This window comes from Desulfovibrio psychrotolerans, from assembly GCF_013340305.1.
GTDB classification, from domain to species: Bacteria; Desulfobacterota; Desulfovibrionia; order Desulfovibrionales; family Desulfovibrionaceae; genus Halodesulfovibrio; species Halodesulfovibrio psychrotolerans.
Genome location: NZ_BLVP01000009.1, coordinates 1 through 12,244, shown reverse-complemented (window position 1 = coordinate 12,244; position 12,244 = coordinate 1). Strand labels below are relative to the sequence as shown.

Genomic DNA, 12,244 nt, shown 5'->3' with positions numbered 1-12,244 from the left:
CATCATGCCCGTTATGATCAGGATCACCGCGAAGCGTGACGGTCACCGTCGCGCAGGCATGGCCCACTCCGGCACCCGCGATTACCCGGAAGGCACCTTTTCCAACGAACAGCTGGACGCCCTGTACGCCGACCCCATGCTGGTGGTGGATGAGGTGGACGTGCCCGACCTTGGTTCTTTGGGCGAACCGGAAGAAACCGACGCCGAGGCCAAAACCGGCAAGGGGAAGAATGCTGCGAAGCCTGCCCCTGTGGGAAAGGCCCAAGCCGGGACTGAAACCTCCGCCGAGGGCGGAAAGTAGCGGAGCGGGCGATGTACGCAACAGTAGATGATATGACTGCCCGTTTCGGTCATCAGGAACTGCTGGAACTGACCGACACGGCCATGACCGGCTCCGCGGATGTCACCGCAGTGCTGACAGCGCTCGGCGATGCCACGGAACTGGTCAACGGTTATGTGGCGGCCCGCTACCGGGTGCCTCTGCACCCGGTGCCCGACATGGCCCGCCGTTGGTGCTGCGACATCGCCCGCTTCTATCTGCATAAGGTTGCCGTGCCCGATGCCGTCAAGGCCGGGCACGACACCGCCCTGCAGGGGCTGCGTGAAGTGGCTCGCGGTGTGGTGCAGTTGCAGTCTGCCGGACTGGAAACAACCGGAGCCACGGGCGGCGAAACGGTCCTTTCCGTCGGTGGCAGAACCTTTACCAATGACAGCATGAAGGGGTTCTGATGGCTGGCGGCATCACCTTTACCATACGGCCCCAAGGGCTGGATGCCATTGAAGCCCGGCTTGGCAGGCTGCTGGCGGCAGGAAACGATCTGCGGTCCGCCATGGACGAAATCGGCTCGCAGGTGTTGCAGCGCACCCAGCGCCGGTTTGAAGAACAGCAGGGACCGGACGGAACAGACTGGCCCGAACTGTCTCCGGTCACCGTCCGCAAACGCGGCGACACCGGCCCCATCCTGCGCATTACCGGACATCTGTATGGCAGCCTGGAATACAAGGCCCAACCGGACGCGGTGGAGATCGGCAGTAACTGGCCGTACGCCCGCATCCATCAGTTGGGAGCGGCGCAGGGCAGTTCCGGCCGCACCCGGCGCAACGGTCCCATTCCATGGGGCGACATTCCGGCGCGTCCGTATCTCGGTTTGTCGGATGATGACGCCGCAGACGTACAGGACATCATTTTCCATTACCTTGCAGGAGCGTTGTAAATGATCGCCTCCGTTGAACGCGCCATCATCACTCGTCTGCATGCAGCTGCAAGCCAGAACGTGCTGGGCTATCCGTTGCGTGCCGAAAGCTACGGCGGCCAGCTCGACAGCGAAAACGAGCTGGCCAAGATCGCAAACAGCCTGCCCCGTGCCCTCGTCACCTGCACGGGGGTTGGCAAAGCCACGGATAGGGGTTCCAGATATCTGGAGGAAGCAACCTTCGCGGTGCTGTGCGTGGCGCGGTCCCTGCGTAACGAGCGCTCAACCCGCCACGGGGGCCTTGCCGGTGAAGTGGGAACCTACCAGATGCGACATGACATCATGACCCTGCTGTGCGGCCAGACCCTTGGCCTGCGCGATGACATACAACCCCTCATCCCGCACGGCTCACGCATTCTGTTCAACGGCATGTTGCGTTCGATGGCCGTGTCCATTGTAGCCGTGGAGTTCAAAACGTCCTGGCTGGTGGAACCGGCTGCGGATGGTTCGGATGCGTCATCCATGCCCGGCGATGCCGGTGCAGGCATAACCGACTTTACCCTCCTCGACGGCAGTTGGGACGTTCCTGTCCCCGCCATCCGTGACGAGGTGGCATTGCACAAGGAGTGACCCCATGCCCACCGAAATTACCATCAGGCCAGCCCGACCCGGCGATGTGGTACGCGACCCCGAGTCTTTCAAGCCGCTCAAGACGGAGGGAGAAAGCAAACCCTGTAACATCTACTGGCAGCGCCGTCTGGCTGCCGGTGACGTTGTCCCCGTGCCCGCCGCCGGAGAGGCCCCGGCCACCAAGACCGCCAAGACTGCACAGCCCGTGCAGGCTGGCAAGGAGTAAGTCATGCCCATCAGTTTTGCTCAGATACCGGTCACCATCCGCACCCCCGGCCAGTATGTGGAATTTGATAACTCGCTGGCCAACAAGGGGCTGGTGCGTGACATGGTCCGCGTGCTGTTGCTCGGACAGCCTCTGTCCACCGGCACGGCAGCACCGCTCGTTCCTGTCCGTGTTTTGTCCGCCGATCATGCCGTAGCGCTGTTCGGGCGCGGCAGCATGTTGGCCGCCATGGCCTCCGCATTCAAAAATGCCAACGAGGATTCCGACCTGTGGGCCGTTCCCGTGGTGGATAACATCGCCGGTCAGGCGGCAACAGGTACGGTCACCATCAGCGGTGCCGCCGTGAAGGCCGGAACACTGCTGCTCTATGTGGGCGGCACCAAGGTGCAGACATCTGTAGCCGTGGGTGCCAGCGCATCCACCGTGGCGGCTGATCTGGCCGATGCGGTCAATGCGTTGCCCGATCTGCCGGTAACGGCGACCGCATCTGCCGCCGTGGTCACCATCACCGCCCGCCATAAGGGCGAGGCCATGAATGCGCTGGATATGCGTACCACCTACTGGCAGGGCGATGCCGTTCCCGCAGGTCTCACCGTGACCATAGCGGGCATGAGCGGCGGTTCCGGCAACCCTGATGTGGGTGACGCGCTCACGGCACTCGGCGACGTGCAGTACCACCACATGATCACTCCGTGGACGGACACCGCCAACCTCGCCGCGCTGGAAGCGGAGCTGGAGGACCGCTGGTCCGCAACCCGTCAGATCGAAGGGCAGGCATGGGCGGCTCTGTCCGGTACGCACGCCGCGCTGTCTACTATAGGCAGCGGGCGCAATTCCGAAGTCCTGTCGATTATGGGGGCGCAGAAGAGCCCCACGCCGCCGTGGGTTTGGGCGTCTGTGTACGGTGCCGTTGCAGCGTACCAGTTGGGTATTGACCCGGCCCGGCCGCTGCAGACGCTGGAGCTGCCCGGCGTTCTGGCCCCGCAGGAACCGGATCGGTTCACCCGTGCCGAACGAAACCTGCTGCTGTACGACGGTATCAGCACCTTCCTTGTAGCCGTGGACGGTACCGTGTCCATCGAGCGGGCCATCACCACGTACCAGCTGAACAGCTACGGCCTGCCCGACCCCAGCTATCTGGATGCGGAAACGCTGGCGACTCTCTCGGTGCTGCGCAGTACGCTGCGGGCCCGCATCAGCCAGAAATTTCCCCGGCATAAACTGGCCGACGACGGCACCCGGTTCGGTGCCGGGCAGGCCATTGTAACCCCCAGCATCATCAGGGCCGAACTCATTGCTCTGGCGCGGGCGTGGGAAGAGCGCGGCTGGGTGGAGCAGGTGGATGCATTCAAGCATCTGCTGGTGGTGGAACGCAACGCGGATGACCCCACCCGCGTGGACGTCGTGCTGCCGCCCGATCTGGTCAACCAGCTGCGCGTCTTCGCGGCGCTGGTTCAGTTCCGCGTGTAACGCACCATACGGACCAACCTACAACAGGAGCACATCATGCAATACCTCGGTCGTGCGACAATCGCCTACGACGGCAACACGCTGGACACACAGAGATCCGCCAAGATCACTCTGGGCGGCTATGCCCGCAAACCCGTGCAGGGCAGCAACAGCGTCGGCTATGCCGAAGAAATGGTGCCCGCCACTCTCGAATGCGAGGTGAATGTGTCCAAGGACACGCCGGTGGAAGCCATCCGCAATATCACCAATGCCACCATCACCTTCCGGGCGGATATAGGCACCACGTGGATGATCCGCGAGGCCTTCCTGGAAGACGTGCTGGAGCTCAGCGAAGGCGAAGGCGGCAAAATGAAAGTAAAGTTTACCGGGGCTCCCGCGGAACCCGTTTAGGAGAAAACAATGAAGGACCAGAATGCAGAAAGGATAGAGCAGGCGGCATCCGGCACGCCGGCACAGGTCAGCGAGTCGAGCGCCCTGCCTCCCGTGCCCGTACCGCTTTCCCGCCCCTTCAAGGTGGGGGATGCGACCTACACACAACTGACCCTGCGCGAACCGTTCGTGGAGGATCAGATTGTCGTGGACATGCCCGGCTCTACGCAGGGACAGTACGAGTTGCGCCTTATCGCTCATCTGTGCGGTGTACCTGCTGAAGCCCTGCGTAAGCTGCCTTCGTGCGACTACGCGCAACTGCAGCGGGCTCTGCACCGTTTTCTCTCGCCCCACGCGGCAGTGTCCGCCGAGCCGCGCTCGAACTCGGCCATGTCGCCGGATGGGGCAGGCGGGAAATAGAGACTATGCGGATGATGGAATTCCTCATGTACCACGCGGAGGCCCTGCGCCTCGCACGGGACATGTCGCTCGACAGATAAGGACAGGAGGCAGGTGTGCTCGGTTCCGGCCAGATGGCGCTTAATATCATGATCGGGGCCGCTCTTGCAGGCGGCTTCCGGTCTTCCCTCGGCACAGCCGGGTCGGAGATGACCCGGCTCTCCGACCGATCCCTGCAGTTGGGGGCATCGCTGGGAGCTACAGATCGCCAAATGCGGAGCCTGAGCGGCGCATCGGACGACCTACAGGGGCACATGGCTCAAGTTGGTCAGGCTATAGGCTCACTCATGCTAATCCGCAAGACCGTGACTATGGCTGGCGATCTGCAACATAGCTTAGCGGTAACCGGCATAACGGCAGACATGTCCGCAGGGCAGGTAGCGGAGCTACGTGACCGTCTGCGGGAACTGGCCGTGCCGTCTGCAACGAACCAATCTGTGATCGACCTGGAGCGCGGTTTCAACAAGCTGGTCAGCGCGGGAATGGATGCGGGCAAGGCGCAGGATTCCTTGTATGGTATCGGGCGTACGGCTTCGGGTACGCAGGCGGATATAGGTGACTTGGCTGACACGGCCTACGTGCTGGTTGAGACACTGGGGGTCGCCCCCACGGCACTCACCGACGAACTGGACCGCCTGGCATATGCGGGAAATGCCGGAGCCTTTGAACTGAAGGACATGGCCAAGTATTTCCCCATGCTTGGTGCCGGAGCTAAAGCGCTGAAGCTGCAGGGGAGCGAAGCAGTCAGCACGCTGGCTGCATCACTCCAGATCGCCAAACGCGGCGCGGCAGATCCCGGTGAAGCCGCCAACAACATGGCCAACTTCATGCGGGCGTTGTCCTCACCGGAAACGCTGAAGAACGCCAAGCAGGCCGGGATCAACATCAAGGCCATCATCCGCAAGGCATGGGCCGAAGGCCGCAACCCGCTGGAAGATGTGTTGGACGCGGTCAAGGCCAAAACAGGCGGCGATCCTTTCAAAATTGGTCAGATATTCCGAGATGCGCAGGTGCAGAATTTTCTCAAGCCGGTGTTGGCTGACCTTGAGGATTTGAAGACGCTGAAGCACCAGATCATGACTGAAAGTGCGGGTACTGTGGACAGCCAGTACGGCATTATGATGGATCAGTTTAATGAGAAGACCAAGGCCTTCGACAACGCTTTGTCCCGGCTGGGTGATTCCATAGGCCGATCCTTCCTTGCCCCGCTCGGTGCCGTTATGGATGTGATTACCCCGTTCATCGGTTTTATTGCCGATGCAGCCGAAGCCTCGCCGGTATTTACGTTCACGCTGATCGGCCTCGGCGCGGCACTCACCATACTACCACCCGCCATCATGCTGGTCGGTACGGCCTGGCGCATTATGTCCGCGTCCTTCATGGCAACACCCATAGGTGCCGCCATCGCGCTCATCGGCCTCGGGGCGGCGTACCTTATAGATCATTGGGAACCTGTGGCCGCCTTCTTCAGCAGCATATGGGAGCCGGTGCGCCCCTATTGGGATAGTTTCTTCGGCTGGATCGGTGCGCTGTGGGACAAGATGAGCCCCATGTTCGACACCGTAGGCAAATGGCTGGGCATCGGAGGCGATGCACCGTCCGTTCCCGAGGGGGACTCAGCACCGGCCAATACGGGCAAGGCAATGCCTCGCATGGGTGCAAGCATGGACGCCGCTTCCGGCAGCAAGCAGCCGCTGCCCCGCATGGGGGCCGGTGCGGAGGCTGCCGAGGCACACGGCGCACAGACCACGGCCAGAGCCACGCAGGCCGAAAGTGCCGGATCGTCCAGAACCCTGCGCCATACCATCGAACTGGTGGTTCGCGGCCTGCCTGCCGGTTCCAGCGTCGTAACGCGGTCGGACAGTGCCAACGTGACTATCAACGCGCGCACCGGCCCGCTCATGGCCGGAGCAAATTAGGAGTGCGGCATGGCATGGCGTGACAACCTGCGTCCGGCATCGTTCCGGGGCATCCCGTTTGAGGTGTCCAGCCGCCAGTATGCGGGCGGTCGGCGCGTGGCCACGCACGAGTATCCCAAACGGGATGAGCCGAGCAACGAGGATATGGGGCGCAAGGCCCGCCAGTTGTCTGTGGAGGCGTTCCAGTTCGGAGCGGAATACCTCGGTTCGCGCAACACCCTGCTGGGCGCGCTGGAAAAGCCGGGGCCCGGTGAATACGTGGACCCGTGGGGCCTCTCGCATACCGTGGTAGTGCGCACATTCAGCGCCTCGGAGCGTCTGGACATGGGCGGCTATGTGGCTTGGCGCATCGATTTTGTGGAGGATGCCGAAGGCGGACATTCCAGCCGTACTGATACCACGGCCCTGACAGCAAGGGCTGCGGACAGTGCCGAAGTCGCCTATGTGGACGACTTTCCGGAACGGTTCTCAGTGGCCGGGCCGGACATCCTGCGCACCACGGCGCTGGCAGCCGTTGAGGCATGGCTGGATGGTGCCCGGACAACCTCGTGGACGACTCCGGCGGCCCAGCGATCCTTGCTCAATATCCGCCGACAGGCGGTATCCTTGCTGGATGCTCCCCACTCGCTGGCTGATGGGTTGCTCGGGGTGGTTTCCGCACTCATGGCGGGGACCTCCGCAAAGGCCAACGGCGGCGTCAGCCGTTATGCAGCGGCAACCGAACTGGCTGCCATGGCTCCGGTTCGTCCTACTCTAACCGATACTTCCGCGCAGGATGCCGTCAACCAAGCGGCACTGGCGGACCTGACATCCGGATTGGCTGTGGTGCAGGCGGCGCGGGCCACGGCGCACATGGATTTCGATGTGTACGAGGATGCCGTGGAGGTGCGTCAGCAGGTGGCCAAGGCTCTGGATATGGCCATGACCACGGCATCGGACCCGCTGTACGAGGCACTGCACACCCTGCGTACCGCCGTAGTGCGGGACATAACGGCGCGGGGAGCGGACCTTGCCCGGCTGGCAGACCTTACGCCGGGGGCAACACTGCCGTCCCTCGTAATAGCCTACGGATACTACGGCGATGCATCTCGGGAAGCGGATATGCTGGCCCGCAACCCGACCATTATCCGCCATCCTGGGTTTGTGCCCGGAGGCAGAACGTTGAAGGTGAAACGTAATGGCAAATGAAAACGTGGTGCACCTGCATGTCGGCACGGAAATACACGAGGGCTGGAAGGATGTATCCATCACGCTGGCCATTGACCGCCTGTCCGGCCAGTTTGACGTCAGCCTGACAGACTCGTGGATTGCGCATGGCCAGCGTGAGCGTCTGAAAGTTACCGAAGGCGATGCCTGTACTGTGCGTATCGACGGGGAAACCGTTGTCACCGGCTACATAGACGAGGTGGCCCGCGATTATGATGATGCCAGCCGCCGAACCTCCCTGCGCGGCAGAGACAAGGCCGGTGACCTCGTGGACTGCAGTGCCCCGGTGCAGGACTGGCGGGACCGGACGCTGGCGGCCATAGCATCGGACCTGTGTCGGCCATTCGGCATTAGCGTCTCGGCCCGCAGCGCAGCCGCCTCCGTCACTCCCTTTGCCCGCTTTGCGACCAATCCCGGAGATACCGTGGCGGCCACGCTGGAACGCATGTTGCGCCAGCGGGGCCTCATGGCGTGGTCCGATGGGCTGGGCGGCCTGATCATCGATACCGTGACCGAAGACGCACCCGTGGCCACCTTGCAGCCGGGGGTGAACATACTCTCCGGTCAATGCACCCGTTCCATGGCGGACCGTTACTCGGCCTATACGGCCATGGCGCACGCTGATGGCGGTGCCGATGCAGACGATCTGGAAGATGCGGATACCATCACCGCTCCCAGCGGCAGCGCTACCGATCCGGGAGTTCCCCGTCACCGGCCGCTGGTGCTGGTGGCGGAGACGCAGGCTGGCGGTCCCACTCTGGCAAGCCGTGCAGACCATGAAGCCAAGACTCGGGCAGCCCGCGCGGCGCAGGCCGTATACAGCGTGCCGGGCTGGAAAAATCCGTCTGGAGCACTGTGGCGTCCCCGCCAGACCGTTACCCTGCAGGATGATCTGCTGTCTCTTTCGGGGCGCTGGATCATCACGCAGGTCCAGTTCAGACAGACGGATCGCGAAGGAACTGTGACGGAACTCACCGTGGCCCGCGCCGCCGCCTTTGCTGTACTGGCCGAGCCCGAAAAAGCCACCGGGGCTCGCGGCTGGGATGAGGAGGATGCGTGATGAACCGTGACGATTTTAACCGTCTGTGTGCGCCGCTGGTGCAGCGCGTGCGGCTCATGGTCGCGCGTGCCGTCGTCCGCCTTGTGGATTCCTCCCGGCGTGTTCAGGCGCTGCAGGCCGGTCTGCTGGCCGGGGAAACGCGGGATGGGCTGGAATGCTTCGAGCATTACGGCTTCACCTCCAACCCGCTGCCCGGCATGGAGGCCGCCGTCATGTTCGTCGGAGGCGACCGCTCTTCCGGCATAGTGGTGGCCATCGCGGACCGGCAGTTCCGGCTGCGCGGTCTCGAATCGGGAGAGGTGGCCCTGTATACCGACGAAGGAGACAGCCTGATCTTCAAACGGGGCCGGACCGTGGAACTGACCACAGTGCACGCGCGGATCAGCGCGGTCGAAGACATCACCATGGAGACGAAGCGGATGATTGTGTCCGCTACCGAAAGTATCGACATGGCCACGGCCCAGCTGACGCTCACTGCGTCCGCAGGGGCCACGGTCAGCACGCCTGCGTTCACATCGTGCGGCGTGGGGGAAGGGACTTCCGCCGCTCTGTTTCAGGGCACGCAGCACACCACGGGCAATATTACTACTGATGCGGATGCGGTTGCCGGGACGGTTAGCCTGCGTGGCCACGTACACGATGAAAACGACAACGGCGGGCCGACCGACCCGCCGCAGGGGGCGTAAATGGGAGCAAGCGAGTACACCCTTGAAGCGCCTCTGGAGCGGGGCCTGCTGGCTGCCGATGGCGGACTGCGCAGGGCCATCGTGATTAGCCTGTTCACGGACGCCCGTGCCCATGACGATGATGCGCTTCCGGACGGGGCGACCGGCTTCGGCAACCGCCGGGGCTGGTGGGGCGATATCCTGCCTCCCGCACAAGCCCCGGAGGGCGCGCCGTGGGTCACCGGCAGCAGGCTGTGGTTGCTCTCCCGTGAAAAGCAGACAGCGGAAACAGCGCGTCGTGCGCAGGCGTATGCCGCCGAGGCGCTGGAATGGCTGATCACGGGAGGCTGGGCAACCAGCGTTGATGTGACAGCCGCATGGGCAGCTGATGCCACAGGCATACTGGTTCTGACCATCTCCATTACACTGGCGGATGGCACAACCGTTACGGAAACATTCAGGAGGCCGTTGTGAGTTTCAAACGCCCCACGCTTGCCGCACTGGCCGAGCGCATCGAAAGCGATATTGACACCCGCATGGAATCCTCCTCGGCCCGCCTGCCCGCAGCCGATGTGGCTGTGACGGCACGTGCCGTGGGCGGAACCCAGCACGGGTTATATGGCTATCTGGATTATCTGTCTAAACAGATCATTCCCGATACGGCGGATGAGGCTCACCTGGTGCGTCATGCCAACTGGTGGGGTGTGCCTCGCAAGGCCGCAACGGCAGCAACGGGTATCATCACCCTGACGGGCCTGTCCGGTACGGTTGTGCCTGCCGGTACACTGCTGCAGCGCACGGACGGCACGGAATATCAGACCTCGGACGAAATGGCCGTTACCGGCGGCACCGCCATGGTATCCATTGAAGCTGTCAACGCGGGCGCAGCGGGCAACTGCGCCGCAGGCACAACCCTGCGGCTGTCCGTCACCATTTCCGGTGTCCAGTCAGCTGCCATCGTGGGCGCATCCGGCCTGACCGGGGGAACCGAGATCGAAACCGTGGAAGCCCTGCGCAGCCGTCTGCGGGCCTATGTACAGGCCCCGCCCAAAGGTGGAGCTACCAATGACTATGCAACGTGGGCCAAGCAGGTTCCCGGTGTGACCAGAGCATGGACGTATCCCCGCTATGTTGGGCGTGGCACGGTGGGGTTGGCTTTTGTCTGCGATGCTGCTGACTCCATTATCCCGGACGCTGCTAAAGTGACCGAGGTGCAGGAGTATCTCAGTCACCCGGACCGTTGTCCTCCCGGTTGCGAACCCCTTGTCTTTGCCCCGATGGCCGCTCCGCTGGTCTTCCAAATCCGGGATCTGACACCCTCCAGCCCCAGTGTCCGACTGGCAATCGAAGCAGCGCTGCAGGCCATGGTCATAGCCGAGTCCGAACCCGGCGGCACCATCCTCATCAGCCATGTGCGCGAAGTTATCTCTACGGCCGCAGGGGAACATGACCACGTCCTGCTCAGTCCCACGACCAATGTGGAGCACTCCGCGGGCATCATGGCCGTCTATGGCGGCGTGGATTGGGGGAATGACGAATAATGCCTAATGCAGACCAATACCTGATCCAGATGCAGGCCTTGCTGCCGCTTGGCGATGCCTGGCCGCGTGATCCCGATGCCGTGCTGACGTTGCTGCTGGCGGGCATCGCTGGTGACATGGCGCGTGTGGATGGCCGCTGCACGGACCTGATTGAGGAGACCGACCCCCGTACCACACTGGAACTGCTGAGCGAGTGGGAAGCATTCGCCGGGTTACCGGATGCCTGCACGGCATCCGTGGCCACGTCGCTGGGCGAACGTCGGCGCTCCCTGTGGGCGGCGCTGACGCAAAAGGACGGCCTCAGTCTCAACTATTTTCAGAGGCTGGCGGAACGGCTTGGCTATTCAGTGACCATCATCGGGCGCGGGCGTCCCTTCATCTGCGGACGATCCCGCTGCGGCCACGTGTTGGGCGGCGGGCACATCGAACGGCTGGTATGGCGCGTCACTATCAACGGCCCGCGTATCCAGCGTTTCCGGTGCGGATCATCCCGCGCCGGTGACAGACTGACCCGCATAGTGCGTGCCACGGATCTGGAATGCCTGCTCCGTCGCATGAATCCGGCGCATCTTGAACTTGTCATCGCCTATCAGGATTAAGGAGACATCATATGAAATATGTACCGCCCATCGGCGCGGCCGATCCTAACGAAGGATACGTCACGGAGAATCTGGCCGCCGGAATTGAAGGTTCTCCGGTGGCAGCCGAGGCCATTGAGCACCCCATGCGCGAAATAATGGCCGCCATCGTGGCTGCCGGTCTCACGCCGAATGAGGAAGACCTGACCCAGCTGGCGCAGGTCATCGCCAGCATGGCCCCCGACGATCACGTCCACCTCACAGAAGAGATTGTGGATCTTCTCCCTGATCCCCACGAATGGCTGCGTGGCCAGCGCTATCCCGTATCCACGCTGGTTGCCGTTGACGCCGCTGTAACGTGGGACATGGGTGCCAATCCTGTCGCTGTGATCACGCTGGTTGATGCGGTGACAACGATTACCCTGACAAACGCACAACCCGGTGCGACCTATGAGCTGACCGTGCGGCAGGACGCGACCGGGGGGCGGTCCATCGCGCTTCCGGCATCGGTCCTCTGGCCCGGCGGCACAGCGCTGGAGGTGACGCAGGACGCCAACGCGGAGGATTTAGTCATGTTCTCGGTGCGCGGTACCGTGGGCTCGCCTGTCATTCGCGGCTTTGCCGCACTCAACATGCAGGTGGTGGCGTAATGAGTGTTTTCAGACATCCCGCTGCAGCCTTGGACAATTCCGGCCTGCGTAACTGGTTCGGCGATGGGAGTGACGGGCATCTGCGCCTCACTGCTGCCGCCGGTGCCGAGCAGTCGTTTGACGGCGTGTCGTGGGTGCCTATGCCAGGCTGGACCAATACTGCCGGGCTGATCTTTGTGCCGTCCGTGCAGGATGGCGACATGGTGGTGGTCAACGCCCGCAATTTGACTGTGGAGGCCGGGGTTACACTGACCACTGCGAACCGCTGCCGTGGCCTG

Annotated in this window: 17 protein-coding genes; all 17 read left to right on the top strand. The window is 63.0% G+C overall.

Annotated features, from left to right (window positions below; genetic code table 11):
• The first annotated feature begins 4 nt into the window (after positions 1–4).
• Positions 5–301, top strand: a complete 297-nt coding sequence (locus HUV26_RS11655) for an HI1506-related protein (protein WP_174410323.1) — start codon at positions 5–7, stop codon at positions 299–301.
• A gap of 11 nt (positions 302–312) precedes the next feature.
• Complete coding sequence (locus tag HUV26_RS11650; protein WP_174410322.1) at positions 313–729, top strand: gp436 family protein; 417 nt, start codon at positions 313–315, stop codon at positions 727–729.
• Complete coding sequence (locus tag HUV26_RS11645; protein ID WP_174410321.1) at positions 729–1,214, top strand: phage virion morphogenesis protein; 486 nt, start codon at positions 729–731, stop codon at positions 1,212–1,214. The genes HUV26_RS11650 and HUV26_RS11645 overlap by 1 nt, the downstream gene beginning before the upstream one ends.
• Positions 1,215–1,823, top strand: coding sequence for a phage protein Gp37 (locus tag HUV26_RS11640; protein WP_174410320.1), 609 nt, complete (start codon positions 1,215–1,217; stop codon positions 1,821–1,823).
• 4 nt (positions 1,824–1,827) lie between these two features.
• Positions 1,828–2,049 (top strand): DUF2635 domain-containing protein, encoded by a 222-nt coding sequence (locus HUV26_RS11635; RefSeq protein ID WP_174410319.1) that lies wholly within the window; start codon positions 1,828–1,830, stop codon positions 2,047–2,049.
• 3 nt (positions 2,050–2,052) lie between these two features.
• The gene (locus HUV26_RS11630) at positions 2,053–3,519 is read left to right on the top strand and encodes a phage tail sheath subtilisin-like domain-containing protein (protein WP_174410318.1); all 1,467 of its coding nucleotides are present in this window, start codon (positions 2,053–2,055) and stop codon (positions 3,517–3,519) included.
• 36 nt (positions 3,520–3,555) lie between these two features.
• The gene (locus HUV26_RS11625; protein ID WP_174410317.1) at positions 3,556–3,909 is read left to right on the top strand and encodes a phage tail tube protein; all 354 of its coding nucleotides are present in this window, start codon (positions 3,556–3,558) and stop codon (positions 3,907–3,909) included.
• Between the two features lie 9 nt (positions 3,910–3,918).
• On the top strand, positions 3,919–4,308 hold the full coding sequence (locus tag HUV26_RS11620) for a phage tail assembly protein (protein ID WP_174410316.1): 390 nt from the start codon (positions 3,919–3,921) through the stop codon (positions 4,306–4,308).
• A 95-nt stretch (positions 4,309–4,403) separates the two neighbouring features.
• A complete protein-coding gene (locus tag HUV26_RS11615; protein WP_174410315.1) occupies positions 4,404–6,266 on the top strand; it encodes a phage tail tape measure protein in 1,863 nt (620 codons plus the stop codon).
• Between the two features lie 9 nt (positions 6,267–6,275).
• The gene (locus tag HUV26_RS11610; protein ID WP_174410314.1) at positions 6,276–7,454 is read left to right on the top strand and encodes a DNA circularization protein; all 1,179 of its coding nucleotides are present in this window, start codon (positions 6,276–6,278) and stop codon (positions 7,452–7,454) included.
• On the top strand, positions 7,444–8,532 hold the full coding sequence (locus tag HUV26_RS11605; protein ID WP_174410313.1) for a phage baseplate assembly protein: 1,089 nt from the start codon (positions 7,444–7,446) through the stop codon (positions 8,530–8,532). Before HUV26_RS11610 ends, HUV26_RS11605 begins: the two co-directional genes overlap by 11 nt.
• Positions 8,532–9,218, top strand: coding sequence for a phage baseplate assembly protein V (locus tag HUV26_RS11600; protein WP_174410312.1), 687 nt, complete (start codon positions 8,532–8,534; stop codon positions 9,216–9,218). Before HUV26_RS11605 ends, HUV26_RS11600 begins: the two co-directional genes overlap by 1 nt.
• Positions 9,219–9,671 carry a phage GP46 family protein gene (locus HUV26_RS11595; protein WP_174410311.1) on the top strand — a complete coding sequence of 151 codons (453 nt, stop codon included), beginning with the start codon at positions 9,219–9,221 and terminating at the stop codon, positions 9,669–9,671. It abuts the gene before it with no gap.
• Positions 9,668–10,738: a baseplate J/gp47 family protein gene (locus HUV26_RS11590; RefSeq protein ID WP_174410310.1), complete on the top strand. Its 1,071-nt coding sequence runs from the start codon at positions 9,668–9,670 to the stop codon at positions 10,736–10,738. Before HUV26_RS11595 ends, HUV26_RS11590 begins: the two co-directional genes overlap by 4 nt.
• Positions 10,738–11,337 (top strand): YmfQ family protein, encoded by a 600-nt coding sequence (locus tag HUV26_RS11585; protein WP_243451371.1) that lies wholly within the window; start codon positions 10,738–10,740, stop codon positions 11,335–11,337. Before HUV26_RS11590 ends, HUV26_RS11585 begins: the two co-directional genes overlap by 1 nt.
• Positions 11,338–11,348: 11 nt before the next feature.
• A complete protein-coding gene (locus HUV26_RS11580; protein WP_174410309.1) occupies positions 11,349–11,966 on the top strand; it encodes a hypothetical protein in 618 nt (205 codons plus the stop codon).
• Positions 11,966–12,244: hypothetical protein (locus tag HUV26_RS11575; protein WP_174410308.1), on the top strand; the 279-nt coding region annotated here is incomplete at its 3' end. The genes HUV26_RS11580 and HUV26_RS11575, both read left to right, overlap by 1 nt.

Coding starts and splice junctions, on each gene's coding strand:
- HUV26_RS11655 (WP_174410323.1), top strand. CDS start 5: ATGCCCGTTATGATCAGGATCACCGCGAAGCGTGACGGTCACCGTCGC.
- HUV26_RS11650 (WP_174410322.1), top strand. CDS start 313: ATGTACGCAACAGTAGATGATATGACTGCCCGTTTCGGTCATCAGGAA.
- HUV26_RS11645 (WP_174410321.1), top strand. CDS start 729: ATGGCTGGCGGCATCACCTTTACCATACGGCCCCAAGGGCTGGATGCC.
- HUV26_RS11640 (WP_174410320.1), top strand. CDS start 1,215: ATGATCGCCTCCGTTGAACGCGCCATCATCACTCGTCTGCATGCAGCT.
- HUV26_RS11635 (WP_174410319.1), top strand. CDS start 1,828: ATGCCCACCGAAATTACCATCAGGCCAGCCCGACCCGGCGATGTGGTA.
- HUV26_RS11630 (WP_174410318.1), top strand. CDS start 2,053: ATGCCCATCAGTTTTGCTCAGATACCGGTCACCATCCGCACCCCCGGC.
- HUV26_RS11625 (WP_174410317.1), top strand. CDS start 3,556: ATGCAATACCTCGGTCGTGCGACAATCGCCTACGACGGCAACACGCTG.
- HUV26_RS11620 (WP_174410316.1), top strand. CDS start 3,919: ATGAAGGACCAGAATGCAGAAAGGATAGAGCAGGCGGCATCCGGCACG.
- HUV26_RS11610 (WP_174410314.1), top strand. CDS start 6,276: ATGGCATGGCGTGACAACCTGCGTCCGGCATCGTTCCGGGGCATCCCG.
- HUV26_RS11605 (WP_174410313.1), top strand. CDS start 7,444: ATGGCAAATGAAAACGTGGTGCACCTGCATGTCGGCACGGAAATACAC.
- HUV26_RS11600 (WP_174410312.1), top strand. CDS start 8,532: ATGAACCGTGACGATTTTAACCGTCTGTGTGCGCCGCTGGTGCAGCGC.
- HUV26_RS11595 (WP_174410311.1), top strand. CDS start 9,219: ATGGGAGCAAGCGAGTACACCCTTGAAGCGCCTCTGGAGCGGGGCCTG.
- HUV26_RS11585 (WP_243451371.1), top strand. CDS start 10,738: ATGCCTAATGCAGACCAATACCTGATCCAGATGCAGGCCTTGCTGCCG.
- HUV26_RS11580 (WP_174410309.1), top strand. CDS start 11,349: ATGAAATATGTACCGCCCATCGGCGCGGCCGATCCTAACGAAGGATAC.